This is a genomic window from Amycolatopsis sp. cg13 (genome assembly GCF_041346965.1).
GTDB lineage: Bacteria > Actinomycetota > Actinomycetes > Mycobacteriales > Pseudonocardiaceae > Amycolatopsis.
This window is the reverse complement of sequence record NZ_CP166848.1, coordinates 7,495,498-7,512,407: the sequence shown is the minus strand read 5'-3', so window position 1 is coordinate 7,512,407 and position 16,910 is coordinate 7,495,498. Positions and strand designations below refer to the sequence as shown.

Annotated in this window: 20 protein-coding genes; 13 read left to right on the top strand and 7 right to left on the bottom strand. The window is 67.2% G+C overall.

From position 1 onward, the window contains the following. The first annotated feature begins 63 nt into the window (after positions 1-63). Both AB5I40_RS35290 and AB5I40_RS35285 read left to right on the top strand, forming a co-directional pair. Positions 64-1,272, top strand: coding sequence for a cytochrome P450 (locus tag AB5I40_RS35290; protein ID WP_370934506.1), 1,209 nt, complete (start codon positions 64-66; stop codon positions 1,270-1,272). A gap of 60 nt (positions 1,273-1,332) precedes the next feature. Continuing rightward, positions 1,333-2,226 (top strand): hypothetical protein, encoded by an 894-nt coding sequence (locus tag AB5I40_RS35285; RefSeq protein WP_370934505.1) that lies wholly within the window; start codon positions 1,333-1,335, stop codon positions 2,224-2,226. Between the two features lie 4 nt (positions 2,227-2,230). Here AB5I40_RS35285 and AB5I40_RS35280 read toward each other — a convergent pair whose 3' ends face one another. Next, entirely contained in the window at positions 2,231-2,734 is a 504-nt protein-coding gene (locus tag AB5I40_RS35280; RefSeq protein WP_370934504.1) for a DUF1453 domain-containing protein, read from the bottom strand. 139 nt (positions 2,735-2,873) lie between these two features. Here AB5I40_RS35280 and AB5I40_RS35275 point away from each other — a divergent pair, with 139 nt between their 5' ends. The 3 genes from AB5I40_RS35275 to AB5I40_RS35265 all read left to right on the top strand — a co-directional run bounded on the left by AB5I40_RS35275 (position 2,874) and on the right by AB5I40_RS35265 (position 5,195). Beyond that, positions 2,874-3,467: a TetR/AcrR family transcriptional regulator gene (locus AB5I40_RS35275; protein WP_370934503.1), complete on the top strand. Its 594-nt coding sequence runs from the start codon at positions 2,874-2,876 to the stop codon at positions 3,465-3,467. A gap of 252 nt (positions 3,468-3,719) precedes the next feature. Continuing rightward, on the top strand, positions 3,720-4,403 hold the full coding sequence (locus tag AB5I40_RS35270) for a papain-like cysteine protease family protein (RefSeq protein WP_370934502.1): 684 nt from the start codon (positions 3,720-3,722) through the stop codon (positions 4,401-4,403). A gap of 9 nt (positions 4,404-4,412) precedes the next feature. Then, the gene (locus tag AB5I40_RS35265; protein WP_370934501.1) at positions 4,413-5,195 is read left to right on the top strand and encodes a hypothetical protein; all 783 of its coding nucleotides are present in this window, start codon (positions 4,413-4,415) and stop codon (positions 5,193-5,195) included. Here the strand turns inward: AB5I40_RS35265 and AB5I40_RS35260 are convergent. Both AB5I40_RS35260 and AB5I40_RS35255 read right to left on the bottom strand, forming a co-directional pair. Then, a complete protein-coding gene (locus tag AB5I40_RS35260; RefSeq protein WP_370934500.1) occupies positions 5,182-6,117 on the bottom strand; it encodes an XRE family transcriptional regulator in 936 nt (311 codons plus the stop codon). The genes AB5I40_RS35265 and AB5I40_RS35260 overlap by 14 nt on opposite strands. Before the next feature lie 107 nt (positions 6,118-6,224). Continuing rightward, a complete protein-coding gene (locus AB5I40_RS35255) occupies positions 6,225-6,665 on the bottom strand; it encodes a MarR family winged helix-turn-helix transcriptional regulator (protein WP_370934499.1) in 441 nt (146 codons plus the stop codon). Positions 6,666-6,797: 132 nt separating this feature from the next. On the opposite strand from AB5I40_RS35255, the gene AB5I40_RS35250 reads away from it, so the two are divergent. The 8 genes from AB5I40_RS35250 (at position 6,798) to AB5I40_RS35215 (ending at position 13,251) form a co-directional block, all read left to right on the top strand. Continuing rightward, entirely contained in the window at positions 6,798-7,859 is a 1,062-nt protein-coding gene (locus AB5I40_RS35250) for an LLM class flavin-dependent oxidoreductase (RefSeq protein WP_370934498.1), read from the top strand. Next, positions 7,856-8,389 carry an NAD(P)H-dependent oxidoreductase gene (locus AB5I40_RS35245; RefSeq protein WP_370934497.1) on the top strand — a complete coding sequence of 178 codons (534 nt, stop codon included), beginning with the start codon at positions 7,856-7,858 and terminating at the stop codon, positions 8,387-8,389. Before AB5I40_RS35250 ends, AB5I40_RS35245 begins: the two co-directional genes overlap by 4 nt. A 302-nt stretch (positions 8,390-8,691) precedes the next feature. Beyond that, on the top strand, positions 8,692-9,012 hold the full coding sequence (locus tag AB5I40_RS35240; RefSeq protein WP_370934496.1) for an ArsR/SmtB family transcription factor: 321 nt from the start codon (positions 8,692-8,694) through the stop codon (positions 9,010-9,012). Next, positions 9,009-9,242, top strand: a complete 234-nt coding sequence (locus tag AB5I40_RS35235) for a hypothetical protein (protein WP_370934495.1) — start codon at positions 9,009-9,011, stop codon at positions 9,240-9,242. Before AB5I40_RS35240 ends, AB5I40_RS35235 begins: the two co-directional genes overlap by 4 nt. After that, positions 9,239-9,970 (top strand): sensor domain-containing protein, encoded by a 732-nt coding sequence (locus AB5I40_RS35230; RefSeq protein WP_370934494.1) that lies wholly within the window; start codon positions 9,239-9,241, stop codon positions 9,968-9,970. The genes AB5I40_RS35235 and AB5I40_RS35230 overlap by 4 nt, the downstream gene beginning before the upstream one ends. 404 nt (positions 9,971-10,374) lie before the next feature. After that, on the top strand, positions 10,375-11,298 hold the full coding sequence (gene sbnA / locus AB5I40_RS35225; RefSeq protein ID WP_370934493.1) for a 2,3-diaminopropionate biosynthesis protein SbnA: 924 nt from the start codon (positions 10,375-10,377) through the stop codon (positions 11,296-11,298). Between the two features lie 143 nt (positions 11,299-11,441). Then, a complete protein-coding gene (locus AB5I40_RS35220; protein ID WP_370934492.1) occupies positions 11,442-12,356 on the top strand; it encodes a tryptophan 2,3-dioxygenase in 915 nt (304 codons plus the stop codon). 16 nt (positions 12,357-12,372) lie between these two features. Beyond that, complete coding sequence (locus tag AB5I40_RS35215) at positions 12,373-13,251, top strand: alpha/beta hydrolase (protein ID WP_370934491.1); 879 nt, start codon at positions 12,373-12,375, stop codon at positions 13,249-13,251. A gap of 38 nt (positions 13,252-13,289) precedes the next feature. On the opposite strand, the gene AB5I40_RS35210 is transcribed toward AB5I40_RS35215, so the two are convergent. From AB5I40_RS35210 to AB5I40_RS35195, 4 genes are all read right to left on the bottom strand, one after another. Continuing rightward, positions 13,290-14,090, bottom strand: coding sequence for a BTAD domain-containing putative transcriptional regulator (locus AB5I40_RS35210; protein ID WP_370934490.1), 801 nt, complete (start codon positions 14,088-14,090; stop codon positions 13,290-13,292). Between the two features lie 9 nt (positions 14,091-14,099). Continuing rightward, positions 14,100-14,858 (bottom strand): BTAD domain-containing putative transcriptional regulator, encoded by a 759-nt coding sequence (locus AB5I40_RS35205; protein WP_370934489.1) that lies wholly within the window; start codon positions 14,856-14,858, stop codon positions 14,100-14,102. Between the two features lie 207 nt (positions 14,859-15,065). Then, a complete protein-coding gene (locus AB5I40_RS35200) occupies positions 15,066-16,217 on the bottom strand; it encodes an acyl-CoA dehydrogenase family protein (RefSeq protein ID WP_370934488.1) in 1,152 nt (383 codons plus the stop codon). Beyond that, positions 16,198-16,905 (bottom strand): 2-hydroxychromene-2-carboxylate isomerase, encoded by a 708-nt coding sequence (locus tag AB5I40_RS35195; protein WP_370934487.1) that lies wholly within the window; start codon positions 16,903-16,905, stop codon positions 16,198-16,200. The genes AB5I40_RS35200 and AB5I40_RS35195 overlap by 20 nt, the downstream gene beginning before the upstream one ends. Between the last annotated feature and the right edge of the window lie 5 nt (positions 16,906-16,910).

Genomic DNA, 16,910 nt, shown 5'->3' with positions numbered 1-16,910 from the left:
ATCAGCGGAATGTCAGCCGCCGCGGTGACCCTTGGTCGCACCACCACACAGAGGGGGATTTCGATGACACGCCCACCCGGCCTGCCGCTCGAGCGCGACGCAGGCCCGTTCGCCCCTCCGTCCGCCATCACCCGGCTGCGGGAGTCCCGGCCGGTGAGCCCGCTGAAGTTCCCGGACGGGCACGACGGCTGGCTGGTCACCGGCTACGACGCGGTCCGCCAGGCGCTGGCCGACCCGCGGTTCAGCTCGCGCCAAGACCTCGGCCCGGTCCACGTTCCCTACGAGACGCCGAGCATGCCGGAAGCGCAGGAGGACTTCGAACCGTCGCCGCAAACGCCTGGCCTGTTCATCACCATGGACCCGCCGGACCACGGCCGGCTGCGCAAGAAGCTCACCGGCACGTTCACCGTCAACCGGATGAAACGGCTCGAGGAACGCATCACCGAAATCGCCGAACAACAGCTGGATCACCTCGCGGACTGCCCTAAACCGGTCGATTTGGTGACGGAATTCGCGCTTCCGGTGCCGTCGCTGGTGATCTGCGAAATGCTCGGGGTGCCGTACGCGGACCGGGAAATGTTCCAGAAGAATTCCTCGCAGATCATGCTCCGGGACCAGAGCATCGAGGACAAGATGGCCGCCTGGACGGCGATCTCGTCGTATCTCGGCGAACTCGCGGTGAGCAAGCGTGCGGAACCCGGCGCGGACATCCTGTCCGACCTGGCCCGCGACGAGGATCTCAGCATCGAGGAACTCGTCGGCATCGGGTTCCTGCTGCTGCTCGCCGGGCACGAAACGACGGCGAACATGCTGGCGCTCGGCACTTTCGCGTTGCTGGAGAACCCGGCGCAGATGGCGGCGCTGCGGGCCGATCCGGACCTGATTCCCGGCGCGGTCGAGGAACTGCTGCGCTATCTCGCGGTGGTCGACGTCCTGTTCCGGTACGCGGCCGAAGACCTCGAACTCGGCGGCGAAAAGATCAGCAAGGGATCGACCGTGCTCATTTCGATGGCGGCGGCCAATCGCGATCCCTCGCATTTTCCCGACGGCGAGGCTCTCGATGTCGAGCGGAAAGCGCGCACGCATCTGTCGTTCGGCCACGGCGTGCACCAATGCCTCGGCCAGCAACTCGCCCGGATCGAAATGCGCGCCGGGTTCGCCGGACTGCTGCGCCGCTTCCCGACGCTCGCGCTCGCGGTCCCGCCGGAGGAGATCCCGCTGCGGACCGGCATGAACATCTACGGCGTCCACGAGCTGCCCGTGACCTGGTGAAACCGCACGCGTCAACAGATCAGTTGACGCGTGCGCACGTCAACGTATACGTTGACACTCATGGCAGACTCCGTGCAGGAAATGGCCGCCCGATACTTCCGGCAACGCAGAAACCCCTTCCTCGACGAACTGGTGCGCACGGCGAGATCCGGACGCCAGCCCGGCGAAGACCTCAGCGCCGAGGACGCGGCAGGGGCACTGCACCTGGTCCCGGACGTCCGCGGCGACCTGGACCGGGCGGAGGTCACGCTGATCGAATCGGTTCTCGACCGCGGCTGGACCTGGGAACAGCTGGGGGCGGAGTACGGGAACCGGTCCAAACAGGCGATGCAGCAGCACTACCGGCGGCGCGGCGGGAAACGTTCCTGGCCGGCCGGGGAACGCCCGCCGCGCACCGGATCACCGCACCGCCTCGGCGACGAAGACCTGGACCCCGCCGACGTGGAGAAGGTGCGCGAGGCGATCAGCACGCTGCTCGCCACCGCGCACGACGTCGCCGAAACCCACACCGTCGACGGGGCGTGGACCGCGGGCGAACCGATCCTGGAGGAGATCTCCGCGGTCGGACTGGACCCGTTGCCTCGCTTGGAAGTCGCGTGCCGCGCCGCGGCCGGCGCCATCGAGGACATGGTCATCGCGGGATGGGAACGCCGCGATCCGGGACGAGAGGCGCGGCGGAGGCAGTCGTGGACGGTGCGGCTCGAGGACGAGATGCGGGACATGGCGTCCTGGCTCGACCGGGAACCGCAAGGACGGTTTCTCCCCCGAGCCGACTGCCCGCTGACCGTCGGGACGACAACTGCCCAACGAGCGGACCACGTCGAGATCGCCGCCGAGGACGTCGAGCAGGTGCGGGAATCGATCAGCCTGACGCTCGACCGGCTCGAAGCCCACCGCGCAGTGTTCGACCAGGTCATCGACGAGCTGCGGCGACGGCAGGCCGAATTGTCCTGAGCCGTCAGCGAACCCGGGACAGCAGCTTGCCCCATGGCCGTTCCTTGTCCTTAGCGAACGGCACGTCCGACCGCAGCCCGCGCGGGATCAGCACCAGCGCTTCTCCCGCGAAGCTGATGCCGATCGCGAGCTGATAGGGCCTCGCCTGTTCGTGCATGCCGAATTTCACTGCCAGCACAGTGAATCCGAGCGACACGGCCACGCCGAGCACGAACAGCGCGAGGCTCGACTTGCGATAGCGCTGCCACAGCTCGCCTTTCTTCGCATACAGCCGGATCGTCGCCCCGCGCGCCGCGCCGAAGGCGAGACCGATCACGCAGCTGCCGACGATCCACCACACGTCAGCGCCGGTCAGGCCCTTGAACCCGACCACCCCCGCGACGCCGATCGCGATCAGCACCACCGGCGGCGCGACCGTGTCGCGCCAGTTCAACGGCTCCCCGAGCATCCGGAACACCAGCATCACCACGACACCGACGACCAAGCTCACCAGCACCCACCCGCTCATCGCAGCTCCCCCTTCGCCGGACCTCGTGCGTGTTTATGCCGGTGAGAACCGGCATAGGCGCGCACGAGCCCCAGTCATCCTCTTATTTAGCATGAACTTGCTAAATACATCGTGGCACCGCCGTGCTATAAACGCAACCATGCCGAAGATCGTGGTGCCGGAAGACCGTCGGACGGCCGTCAGCGAAGCCGTGGTCCGGGTGGTCCGCCGCGGCGGCGTCGAGGCCGCGACGCTCGGCAACGTGGCCAAGGAAGCAGGCCTCGCGATCGGGTCGATCCGGCATTACTTCGCCGACCACGAGGCGATGATGATCTTCACCATGGACCAGCTCGGCCGCCGGATCGGCGAGCGCGTCGCGGTCCGCGCGGACCGGCTCCTCAAGGCCGATACCGATCGCCGCACGCTGGTCGAAGACCTGCTCGCCGAATTCCTCCCGCTCGACGACGACCGCCGGGACGAGGCGGTCGCCTGGCTGGCGTTCGCCGTCGCCGCCCGCACCCGTCCGGCGTTCCGCGCGAGCGCCGACGCCCAGCACCAGTACCTGCGCGACCTGATCACCCGGATCCTGCGCGAGGCCGTCGCGCTCGGCAGGCTGCCGGAGGAACTGGACCTGACCGTCGAGTCGGTCCGGCTTTCCGCGCTGCTCGACGGATTGACCATGCAAGCGGTGCTGCACCCGGAATCGACGTCCCCGGACTTGCTCCGGGACGCGTTGCGGCGAAGCCTGCCGTAACCCTGGGTCCCTTGTGGACCAAAGTCCCTCCAGCGCGATTCATCGGTTGTGAACGCGCTGTGAATATTGCGAATTACCTGTCGCCGCGATGCGCGAAACCGCGGCGGTGCCAGTCGTTTCCCCGCAGAACCGGATGTGAACACTCACACCGCGTGCCGGAGCCGTTGCTCTGCGGGAGTGGGCGAGCACACAGTGATGCTCGGCCGGGTCACCCCGGCAAGCTCCCTTCCCCGTCTGGCACAAGGAGATTCGATGGATTACCGACCCACCCGGCGGACAGTCCGGATTACGGTGGCGACCGGGGCAGCCGCGCTTGCCGTGGCGCTGCTGCCGGGCACCGCGCTGGCCCAGTCGACCAACGACGCCGGGCAGCCGAACGGCCTCATCAAGACCGCCACCCACACGAAGGTGGTCGAAGTCCAGCCGCTCGGCGCACACCTGAACCGCGCCGCGCTGCCCGCATCGAAGCAGCTCACGTACAACCAGCAGGTGCAGGAAAACGACCAGTGGTGCTGGGCCGCGGACGGCTCCAGCATCGAGCAGTCGCAGGGCGGCACCGCCTCGCAGGCCGATTTCTGCGCGGCGGGCAAGGGCACCCAGTCCGGGTACTGCCCCAACGAAGGCGGGCAGATCTCGGAGATCGTGCAGGGCTTCATCGGCACCGGGTTCAACGCCGAGAGCGCGAACGGACCGATCAGCTACGACTCGGTCCAGAACCAGGTCAACTCCGGAATCCTGAACCTGACCGGCATCTACTGGACCTCCGGCGGCGGCCACGCCGAGGTGATCTACGGATACGACAGCGCGAACAACTCGATCATGGTCGGCGACCCGTGGCCGAGCTACGAGCGGTACCAGACCTGGGACTACACCCAGTACCAGAGCAACGCCCAGTTCACCTGGAACGACACCATCGTCAACATCAAGAAGGGCTGACGAGCCGCCATGGGTGAGATCTGCCGGAAGTTCGCCGCCGGCGCGGCGATCGCGGTCGCGGCGCTCCTGTCCGCCGGTCCCGCCGAGGCCGCCGGGGCCTCGTGGGTCGCGCCGCCGTCGGAGCAGGACGTCGCGGCCGCGGTCAAAGCCGCGGAAACGGCGCGTGCGATCAGTTTCGCCACGTCGAACTTCCGGCAGGTCGGCCACGGCGACCCCGGCCGGATCACGGTCGGGCACAAGGGAATCCCGGTCTACACGCTCAATCCCGATTTCGTCGCGGCGAAGCCGGGAGCACCGGCCGGGGTGCTGCGGTCGATCGCGGTCACGGCCACCGCGGCCACCGGCGCGAAAGCCACCCTCCGCGCCGCGCCCGACCGCGCCGCGCCGAGCGGCTGGTCGGTCGGGAACGTGTTGTCCGGCAACGACGAGGAGACGCTCAGCGCCCGGCTGCGCCCGGGTTCGGTGCTGCTGAACGAACCGCAGATCAACGGCTGGTACGACCTCGGCCGCGACGGCGTCGTGCTCCTGCAGGCCAGCCTTCCCCAGTCGCCGGTCGGCCAGTTCACGCCGATCGCCGATTACGAGCAGCAGGTGCACTCCCGCTACGCCGACAAATTGCCCGGTTCCGATTACCAGCGCGGCGGCGGCATCGGGTTCAAGCAGACCCTCCAGCGCGACACCGGACCGGCCGGTTCGCTGACCGTCGGGCTGATCGTGTTCGGCTCCGCGGTGGCGGCCGGCGGCGCGTTCCTGTTGTGGCGCTGGACGAAACGCCGGATCAGTCCCAAATGAGATCGACTCCGGCGATGCCTACGCCGAGTTCCTCGAAGTAGGCGCTGACCGTGTTCCCCGGCCCGCAGAACAGCGGCTCGCGGACCAGCAGCTCCAGGTCTTCCCTCGGCCGGACGGTCCGCAGGCAGCGCGCGGGCAGCGCGGCCGGGTCGAAGCGCAGCCGCAGCAGGTACGCCGACATGCGGGAGCGCACGACCCGGTGGAAACTCCCCGGCCGGACCGAGGCGGAGGGACGCAGCGTGAACCCGAACGTGTGCGTCTCCCCCTCGGCGAGGCCGCGGTCGAAAAGCACCTCGAACACCATTCCCGCCGACCGCATGCTGCGCCGCACCCGCCCGACCCGGCAGCCGTCGACCGCGATGATCTCCGTCGCGGTGACGTCGCTGCCTTCCTCGTCCTGGTGCGTGACCAGGAAACTGTCCGGCCCGGATCTTCGGGCCCGCACCACCATGGTCGACGAGATCTCCTCGGTCCGGCCCTGCGCGCCGAGGGTCAGCACGTCGACGACCGTCGCGACGTCGAGGTCCGCGTTCTCCTCGACGCCGGGCGTTCCGCTCAGCTCGTCGCGCAGCGCGAACGTTTCCGCCCAGCTCTGCTGGAGTTCCGGCAGCGAGGGCCTGCGATCGGCGTCGGTGGTCCGGTGCGGCCCGATCAGCACGACCAGGCTGTCCGGCGGCAGGTTCAGCACCGACTCCAGAGCGCGCACGACGTCGAGCGACCGCGGCGCGGACGGACTGCGCAGCCCGCGCTGCCAGTAACTCAGCGTGGACTCGGCGACCGAAACCCCGTGCGCGGCGAGGTGCGCGCGAAGCCGCGAAAGGGACAGCCCGCGCCGGTCGACAGCCTCGGACAACGCGCGGTGAAACGGACCGGACCGGACTGTTCGCGACGACCACCGGACCGCCAAGCTCTGCTGCTGCATCTGGCTTCCCCTGCTCGTGCCGAATAACTGTTCAGCATGAGCAGTTCGTGACCGGGCAACAACCGTCCATGGTCGAGAATCGGACATTTCCCCCGGCTTGGGGAGACTCAGCCGTCCTCGAGGGTCCGCCAGATGCCCGCCAGAAGGCGCAGCTGCTCGTCGTCCAGCCGGTCGAAGAACAGCGTCCGCAGGTCTTCGTGGTGCCGGCGGCGGGCTTTGCGGATCAGCGCGCGGCCCTGCGGGGTCAACACGGCGTCAAAGCTGCGGGCGTCTACCGCCGATTGGCGGCGTTCGATCAGTCCGCGGCTGACCAGCCGGTCAGCCAGCCGGGTGAAGCCGCCGGTGGACATCAGGCGGCGCTGCGCGAGGTCGGTCATCCGCATGCCCGCGTCGCCGGCTTCGGCCAACAGGGCCAGCACGCTGTACTCCGCCATGCTCACGTTGAGCGGCGCGAGCCCGTCCGCCAGCGCGCGCCACAGCCGCTCGTGCGTGAAGAGGAACCCGCTCCACGCCTCCTGTTCGAGGTCTCGCAGCCCGTCGCTCGCCATGGCGACACCGTAGTCCGGGCCCGGCAAACGGGTGATCACGACTACCGCTGGAACTAGTTGTCTGCGCAGACAGGTTAATTCCGGCAGGCTCGGCCGCAGCGTGTGGCCGGGCGTCGGAAAGGAGCACCGACCATGGCTGAACCGCAGACCGCCGCTGATGCGCGGCCGTTCGAAATCGGCATCCTGACCTTCGGAGAACTCACCAAGGACCCGGTTTCCAGGACGCTCCCCTCGCCGCGGCAGCGGACGCGCGAGACGATCGAGCAGGCACAACTCGCCGATGAGGTCGGACTGGACGTCTTCGGCGTCAGCGAACACCACCGCAGCGATTTCGTCGGGTCCGCGCCCACGATCCTGCTCGCCGCGGCGGCCGAGCGCACCGAACGGATCCGGCTGACCAGCGCGGTGACCGTGCTGAGCTCCGAGGACCCGGTGCGGGTGTGGGAGCAGTTCGCGACCATTGATCTGCTGTCCGCGGGCCGCGCCGAGATCATCGCGGGCCGCGGCTCGTACACCGAGTCTTTCCCGCTCTTCGGCTACGACCTCGCCGATTACGCCGATCTCTTCCGCGAAAAGCTCGACCTCCTCCTGTCGATCCGCGAGCAGAATCCGTTGACCTGGAAGGGAAAGTTCCGCGCACCGCTCGATGACGCCGACATCGCGCCGCGCGCAGACGGCTTGCCGATCTGGGTAGGTGTCGGCGGGTCCGCGGCGTCAGCGATCAGCACCGGACGGCGCGGACTGCCGATGGCGATGGCGTTGCTGCTGGGACCGTTGACCCAGCATGAGCAGACCGCCGCCCTCTACCGGCAGGCGGCGCGGGAGGCCGGGCACGATCCGACGTCGATCAGCATCAACGTGCACGGATATGTCGGGCGCACCAGCCAGGAAGCGCGCGAGACCATGTATCCGTACTTCGCGCAGGGCATGCTGGAGAACAACCATCAGCGCGGCGAAGGGATGCTGCTGTCCCGGTCCGCCTTCGACGCACAGGCCTCGCCCGGGTCAGGACTGCTGGTGGGAAGTTCGGCGGAGCTGATCGAGAAACTGCTTGCCTATCACGAGTTTTACAACCTGAACCGGGTCTTGGTTCAACTCGGCTTCGGCGGGATGCCGCAGAAAGCACACCTGGAAGCGATCGAACGGCTAGGCACCGAGGTCGCCCCGGTCGTGCGACGGGAGATCGCGTCGTGAGCGAACTGCGGGTGGCGGTCGTGAACGGAAGCCCGAGCCGGCCGTCCAAGACGGTGGGGCTGGTGGACGTCATCCTGGAAACCCTCGGCGGGCTGCTCCCGGTCTCGGCGACCCGGATCGACGTGTACCGGTTGGGGCTGGCCGGAACGATCGAGCGCACGGGCGTGCCGCCGGACGTCGAGGCCGCCCTGCGAAGCGCCGAAGGGGCCGACCTGCTGATCGCGGCGACGCCGGTGTTCCGCGGCTCGTATCCCGGGATGTTCAAGCAGTTCTTCGATCTTGTCGACCAGTACGCCTTGGTCGACAAACCCGTCCTGCTGACAGCTACTGGCGGGGGCGACCACCACGCACTGGTGCTGGAGCACGCGCTGCGGCCGTTGTTCGGGTTCTTCCAGGCCCTGACGCTGCCGGTCGGGATTTTCGCTTCCAGCGGGGATTTTGACGGGACCGCACTGTTGAATCCGCGGGTGCACGGGAGAATCCAGATCGCGGTCGAGTCCGCGATGCGGTTCCTTCCGGCACCGGCCTGAGTTGAGTTCCCGGCGGCCAGGAACGGCAGCACCACGGTCAGGAGCCCGCAGCCGTTCCGCCGCCGTTCGGCATGAGCAGTTCGCGCCGCATGTCAACCGTTCACGGCCGGCAACTGGACATTTCCCCGAGCCTTCGGACGCCGCCACCCCTGCAGCGCACAGTGCACGAACGCCGTCACGTACTGTCCACCTGCGGCAATCCGCAGGCCGCGGCCAATTTGACACTGATACTTTTCACCTGTCAGTCTAGACTGACAGCTCAAACGAGGGGGTGGAACCTGACCAGCGAAGAGCTCCTCACCGTGCTCGCGGCGATCGGGCACACCCAGCGGCTGCGCATCATCGCGGAGCTGGCGAAGGGCCGCGTGCACGTCAGCGAGCTGGCCCGTCGGCTCGAGCTGTCCCGCCCGCTGCTCTACATGCATCTCGAACGTCTGCAGAAGGCCGCCCTCGTCACCGGCAGTCTCGAACTGTCCGAAGACGGCAAAGCGATGAAGTACTTCGAGATCACGCCCTTCGAGCTGACCCTCGACGTGGGCACCATCGTCGCCGCGTTGGCCGAGGACGAACAGAACAGCGGAATGCCGGAAGGATCGGACGAGGTGAAGGGGGTGAGCACATGAGCGGCGGGTTGACAGCCCTCGCCATCGTGCTGGTGTCCATCGGGGGAGTCACCGCGAGCGTGGTGTCTTACTTCCGGTTGCAAAGACACCGGGCCGATGCGGTGGCACTGGCCGGGTATCGCAAACTCGCGCAGCAGGCGATCGCCAATCAGCAGGCGATCGAGACCCGGCTGACGCAGCTCGACGACAGGCTGTCGGAGGTCGAGAACCTCCTCCGGAGCGTGGGGTGACCCCGACGGCGGACCGGTTGCGAACGCACCGCAATCCGTTCCGCACCCTCTTTTCGGCCAGCCCGTGGACGGCCACCGCCTACCTGCTCAGCTATCTGCCGGTGGGCACGTTCCTGTTCTGCGCGGCGACAGTCGTGGTGGTCGTCGCCTACGCCGCGAACATCACCTGGCTCGGCCTGCCGCTGTTGGTCGGTGCGGCCGGAATCGTCCGCGGCTGCGCGGAAGTCGAACGCGCCCGGACCGCCCTTGTCGCCTCTCGCATCGACGGGCACTACCGGATCGTCCACGGCAGCGGCGTCTTCACGCAGATGAAGACCCGCTGGACCGACCCGGCGACCCTGCGCGACTGCGTTTATCTCATCCTGCTCTACCCGGTTCTTCTGCTGCTGGACAGCGCCACGCTGCTGATCTGGCTCACCTCGATCGGCCTGATCACTGTTCCGCTGTGGTACTGGGCCGTCCCTCAGCACCTGGGCAGCGGCGACACCGCGCACGGTCTGATCGGCAACGGCTCCAATGGCGTGTGGATCGGCGACCTAGCCAGCGCGTTGCTTGTCGCCGCAGGCGCTTTCCTGCTCTCGACAGCGACTGTGTATCTGGTCATCGGCACCGCCAAACTGCATCTCAAGATCGCCCGCACAATGCTCGGAAAGCCCGCGGACCCGCTCGCCGCGGCCCGGCGCATGCTGGCCGAACCGGGACCGCTGCCCGCGATGACAGACAAGTAGTCAGCTTCCGGTCAGCACTTCGTCAGCTTCGGCCGTGAGCATGTCCTCATGGCTCAGCACACTGTGCACGACCGGCACAGTCAGCTGCGACGAGACGAACCGCTGCGCCTCGGCCCCTCATCGCGAGCGCTGAACCCGGCCTCAAGCGGCACGCGGGTCGGCCGCTGCGCGCAAAGTCGTCCGGCTTGGGCTGGACGGCCTGTCGAAGAAATCGGACCGCGCGATCTGGATTCGGCTCAGTCCAAACGTCCTGGCGGAGCCACCGCCGATCTGCCCGGGAAGGTCTTCTCCGAATGGCACGGCGTCGTCGACGATGCCGACCGCTGCTTGCTCGCAGAGCCTTCCGTGTCTCTGGCGGAACCCGCGGCAGACGCACGGAACTATCGGGGACGGAATCTCTCGACATGCCCGTGATCAGCCAACCGCACGAGTTCAACGTCCCCGACCTGTTTGTCGACCTGCGACCGGACATAGCGCTGTACCTCAAGGTCGAAGGACTCAACTTCGCCGGATCGGTGAAGCTGAAAGCCGCGGCCGAGATGATCGCGGCGGCCGAGCGCGACCGTCTGTTGTCCCCGGGGGCCGCCATCGTCGAAAGTTCGTCGGGCAATCTCGGCATCGCCTTGAGCCTGCTTGCGTTGAGCAGGGGCTACCGCTTCACCTGTGTGACCGACCTCCGGTGCAACAACGCGGCGATCAGGCTGATGCGCGTGCTCGGCGCCGATGTCGAGGTGATCGACCGGCCGCACCCCGACAGCGGTTTCCTCGGCGCTCGGCTCGCCCGCGTCGCCGAGTTGTGCGCCGCGGGCACCGGATATGTCTGGCTCAACCAGTACGCCAACGAGGCGAACTGGCTGGCGCATTACCAGACAACAGGCCCCGAGATCATCAAGAGCTTCCCGGAATTGGACGTACTGTTCGTCGGCACGGGGACGACCGGCACCTTGATGGGATGCGCGCGGTATCTGCGGGAGGTCAAGCCGTCCAGCCGGATCGTGGCCGTCGATGCCGAGGGGTCGGTCGTCTTCGGCGGGCCCGCCGGATCCCGGCTGATCCCCGGCATCGGGGCCGGGGTGCGGCCCGCGCTGCTCGACGAGTCGTTCGTCGACGAGGTCCTGTTCATCTCCGAAGCCGATACCGTCCGCGAGTGCCGATCGCTTGCCGCGCAAGGTTTTCTGTTCGGCGGGTCAACCGGAACTGTGATCAGCGGAGCACGTGCCTGGTTGGCTCGCAACGCGCACGCGCGAGACCTGACCGCTGTCGCCATCGCCCCGGATCTCGGCGAGCGCTATCTCGACACTGTTTACGCCCGGAACTGGCCAATCTAGCCACCCGCCGAATATCAGAGCGGCGGCAATGGTGCCGCCAGCGTCACGACGGACGCTGGGATTGCCGTCCCGGACGCAGCCTCGATGTGCGCAGTCAGCAGGAAGTCAGTGTTGTGTCAGGGATGCTGGAGACGATTAAAATCGTGGCAGGCGAGCGAACAACAAGCGGTCCTCGTGCCTACGTGCCGTTGACCGACGAGGAACGGGCGGCAAAGGCTTCGAAAACCGGCGGAGGTCCGCTCCTGGATTTCGGAGTCGGCAGCGCCCGGCCCGAAAGCACCGCCTATATCGACTATCACAATGTCGACGTCCTGCTCGGCCAGCAGCATCCGCGTTCGGCCGAATCCGCCGAACTGACATTCCTGACCGTCGGACAGATCCAGGAACTGCTGTTCAAGCTGTTGTTCACCGACCTCGGCCGCACCAGGGACCTGCTGTTCGCCGACCGGATCGGCGACGCTCTCCGGCAGCTGCGCCGGATCGAGCGCAGCCAGCGCCTCCTCGTCGCAGCCTGGGAACCAGTCAGCGCGATCAGCCCCGCCGAGTTCGCGGGGTTCCGGGACCGGCTGGGCGACGCGTCCGGACTTCAGTCCTTCATGTACCGGCAGCTCGAGTTCGTGCTCGGTCGCAAAGATCCAGGTCTCGCCGAGGCGCACCGGAGTGTTGCCTGGGTGTACCGACAAGTCGATGCCGCACTGCGCGCGCCGAGCGTGTACGACGCCGCGATCTCGTTACTGCGCAGGCGCTTCGACTTTATTCCGGAAAAATGCTCCGTGCGGAACTACGCGGAGCCGTACCAGCCGCATCTGTCCGTCGAACGAGCTTGGGCCGAAGTCTGCCACAGCCCTGAGGCGCACCGCGAACTCCACTTGCTGGCTGAAGCTCTGACCGACCTGAGCTACCAGCACGCGCGATGGCGCTACACCCATCTGCTGGCTGTCGAGCGCATTATCGGAGGCAAGCCAGGCAGCGGGGGAACCTCAGGCGTGGCCTGGCTCGCAGGCGTCGCCGAACACCGGTTCTTCCCTGAACTGTGGACCGCCCGCGCGCACGGGTGAATTCAAGGAGCGTCACGTGGGCTTTCGATATCGCGGATACAGCCGAACGGAACTCGACAACCAGTACTCGCCCAGCACCCGGACCGCGAACATGCGAGAGATCCTCACCGAGTATGCCGTCCGCAGCGCGCGCGCCCGGGCCGCGCGCCCAGGGCACTCGCAGCTGCGATACGGACCCGAACCACGCGAGGCACTCGACTTGTTCGCCGCGGACCAGCCGGACGCTCCGCTCCTGGTTTTCGTGCACGGCGGCTACTGGCAGGAGCTGAGCAAGGACGAATCGGGCTTTCCGGCGGAAGGACTGAGCGGTGCTTCATATGCCGCCGTCGGGTACGGTCTTGCTCCCGAATACCAGCTGAGCGAGATCGTCGGGCAAGTGCGCCGCGGATTGTGGTGGCTGATCGCGCATGCGGCCGAACTCGGCTTCTCGCCTCGGCGGATCCACCTCGCCGGACACTGCGCCGGAGCCTGCTTGGTCGCCGCGGCGCTGCAAACCGGATGGCTGCCGGACGGCAGTCATCCGGCCGATGTGTTCTCCTCGGCCATCCTCCTCTCCGGAGTCTACGATCTCCGGCCGCTGCAGCGGACTTATGTCAACGACAACGTCGGCCTGACGCCGGCGCAGGCCGCGGAGCTGAGTCCGCTCCTGCACCTGCCGGACCGACTCCCTCAGCTGATCGTTGCGCGAGGAGAAGCCGAAACGGACGAGTTCGCCCGGCAGCACGACGACCTCGTCCGCTGTGCCGCTCCCCGTGCGTCATCGGTCGAAGAATTCGTCGTGGCGCACCGCAACCACTTCGACCTCCCGTTCGACCTCGACGACCCCGCTACCGTTCTGGGAAGCGCGGTGTTCCGTCGGCTCGGACTTTCGCGAGAACCGCTCATCCGGCCATGACCGGCGAAAGGAGTGCCGGTCCGTCGCCCGCCGCGGATTCAGGACAAGATCGCGGCGGACGAGGACCATCGGATCTGCCGATGGTCCCTGGCAGGCCACGGGAGCTCACCGGCCCCGGCAAGGATCGCCTGGTGCACGCCGCGCAGCAGGCCGCCCGGATCGATCCCGAGTTCCTCGGCCAGCTTCCGTCTGCCCTCGTCGAACAACGCGAGCGCTTCGGCCTGCCGATCAAGCCGGTACAGCACCACCATCGACTGCGCCCGGAACCGTTCCCGCAACGGATACTGCCGAACGAGCCGGGTGAGTTCGGGAAGGATTTGCGCATACCTGCCCAGCATCAAGTCCGCGTCCATCAGATCTTCGGCGGCCGTGGCCTTCGCCTCCTCGAGCCTGCCTGCTTCCGCGGTGAACAGGTGCTCGGAGACGTTGGACAGAGCGGGCCCCCGCCAACGCATCAGGGCCGCGCGCAGGCACGCCGACGCTTCGTCGTGGCTGCCGGCAGCCGCAGCCGTCCGGCCGCGTTCCGCGTCCGCCTCGAACTCGGCGTAGTCGAAAGCGCCTTCCTGCCCGATGTCGAGGAGGTAGCCCGGGGTTCGGCGCACAATGGTCGCGCCCTGTCCGAGCAGTTTGCGCAAACGCGAAATATAGGTCCAGATCTGGGCGCTCGACGTCGCGGGTGGTCGTTGCCCCCACAACAGATCGCTCATCTGCCCGTCGGACGTCACTCGTCCCCCGGACAGCAGCAGCGCCGCGAGCACGGTGCGCAGTTTTACTCCGTCCACCGGGATTTCCCGGTTCCCGTCGCCGATCCCGACCGGCCCCAGAATGCGGTACTCCACGGCCATCCCCTAGCCGAGAACCGCGTCTTGGACGAGAATGGCCTCGTAGATCCGGCGCATTCCCCTGCCGGGCTCGAGTCCCATTTCCGCGACCAGCCGTCTGCGAGTGTCATGAAAAACGTCCAGCGCTTCCGTCTGTCTGCCGTTTCGGTACAAGGCCAGCATCAGCTGTTCGCTGAACCGTTCGCGCTCCGGGTACTCCGCGGCCAGTCGGTTCAGTTCGGACACCAGTCCGCTGCCCTCGCCGTTGGCGAGTTTCGCGGTGATCAGGTCCTCTCTCGCTGTGAGCCTTCGCTCATCAAGGTGCGCGGCTTCGAGCAGGCACCGCTGCCCGTCGGGCACGTCGAGAAACGCGGGACCGCGCCACAGCAGCAATGCGCGCTCGAGCAATTCCACCGATCGCGCCGGATCCCTTGTTATCTCGGCGCTTCCGCGCCTCGCCAGGTCGACGAAGACGTGCGCGTCCACCTGGTCTTTCGGCAGATCGAGCAGATAGCCGCCGCTCACCGTCCGGACGATCTCGTCCGCCCTGCGGTCGGTGATCGACTCGATCTGCTTGCGCAGCCGAGTAATGTTCGCTTGCAAAGCGTTGCGTGCGTTGCCGATCCTGGTTTCGCCCCAGAGTTCTTCGACCAGGACAGCGGCAGGCACGGGCACCCCTGGCGACAACGCCAGCAACGCCAGTACCGCACGCACTTTCGCCGAGGCCACCTGGCAAGACCGGCCCGCTTCGGCGATTTCCAGCAAGCCGAGAATCTGTACCCGCATGGCTGAAGAGCCCTCCCCCAGAATCAAGCAACCCCATCGGCGGCAACTGTCGGATCCGGCCGCGGAAACCGCACGCGCACACCCGCCGGCGAGTCCCCACTCGCCAGCTATGGCCGAAATCAGGCCACACAGCGAACTTTAGCGACCAGCCGGGCCGCTTCCCACTACCATCTTCGCGAGCCGGACATACCACGGAGGTATGGCACTTCACAGTGCTCCCGCGATCACCTCTTTGAGCACTTCGCTGGTCCCGCCGAAGATCCGCGCGACCCGGGCGTCTGCCCATGCGCGGCCGATCGGGTACCCGGCCGTGTACCCGTTGCCGCCGAACAGCTGAAGACACTCGTCGACGACTTCGCCGAGCCGCTCGGTCGTCTCCACCTTGACCGTCGCCGCTTCGGACATCGTCAGCCGTCCGGCCAGTTCGCGTTCGACGCACCGGTCGAGCAGCGCACGGCTCGCCGCCGCCTTGACCGCGCATCCGGCCAGGACGAACCGGGTGTTCTGCATGCGGATCAGCGGTTTTCCGAACACCGTGCGATCGCGGCAGTAGCGCACCGTCTCGGCGATCGCGCCTTCCATCGCCGAGACCGACGAGACCGCAAGCAGCAACCGCTCCCGGGAGATCAGCCGGGGCAGCTGTCGCAGTGCCAGCCCTTCTCCGGCGCCGAGAAGGTTCGATGCCGGGATTCGCACGTTGTCGAAGAACAGTTCGCAGGTGTCCTGACCGTGCCTGCCGATCTTGTCCAGCGGGCGACCGCGGCTCAGCCCGGACACGCCTTCCGTCTCCACGACGAAGAAGGACGGGCGAACGCCTGCGATCTTGGCCAGCACGACGACAAGCCCCGATTGGACACCGTTGGTGACAAAGCTCTTGGCACCGTTAAGGAGATAGTCATCGCCTTCCACCCTCGCTGTCGCGGCGACAGCCTGGATATCGGACCCGGCCCCCGGTTCGGATATCGCGAGGGCCCCGACCAGTTCCCCCGAAGCGAGTTGTGGCAGCCACCGCTGCTTTTGTTCCTCGGTACCGTGTTCGAGCACATAGTGCGCAACGACCCCGTGGGCGCTCAAACCCCAGGCAGTGTCCCCCGCTCTCGCCTGTTCCTCGGCGAGGACCGCTTCGTGTGCGAACGTGCCGCCACCGCCGCCGTAGCTCTCCGGAATGCTTAGGCACAGCAGCCCTGCTTTGCCCGCCAGTGTCCACAGTGTCCGGTCGACCTGCCGGGCCTCCGCCCATCGCGACTGATGCGGAACCAGTTCCTCGACGCAGAACCTCGCCACGGCGGCCCGGAACGGAGCGAGTTCGCCACCCGACCAGCACGGGTCGGCTCGCTGGTCAGCCACAGCCACCGGCATGCCCGTCGTCAGGCGAACGACCCAACCCGACCGCGGTGGTGACCACCTCGGTGCATCGTTGCCGAGGAGGACGCTTCGCCCGTACGTGGGCAGCGAATTCCTCGAGTCGGTCCAGGCCCCAGAAACGAGTGAAACGATGCACGAAGAACGGCACTCCGAAGGCACCGTCCTCGACCGCGTCCGCCATGCCGCGTGCGCCGGCGACGCGAAGTTCGTCGTCGTCGCACGCGTTGGCCACCGCGGCCGAGTCCAGATCTAGCGCGGCTCCGATTTCGCCTATGGTTCGCCGATCGCAGATGTCGCGGCCTTGTTCCCAGCGTGCGCGATAAACCGCGTCGACGAAGGCTCTGCCGCTGCCGTGTCGTTCCGCGTAAAGGTAGCCGAGATGCGGCACCTCCCACACCGGTTCGACGTCGAGCGGCCACGACGGTCGCACCCCGCGTGCGGCGGCGAGCCGGGCAACGTCTTGCAAGATGTACAAATGCTTGGCCCGGGACATGTCGGTGTACGGGAGCTCACCGCCGAACTCCGCGATGAGCCGGGCGCTGCGCTCGTCCGGCTCGTAGTACGGCCGCCATTCGATCAAGTCCGCGACGTCGCGATGGAAGGCGAGCAGATCGCGATAGGCCAGCCACGAGTACGGGCTGCGCAGGGAAAAGTAGAACCTCGGTGTTGTGGATGTGCCCATTTTCC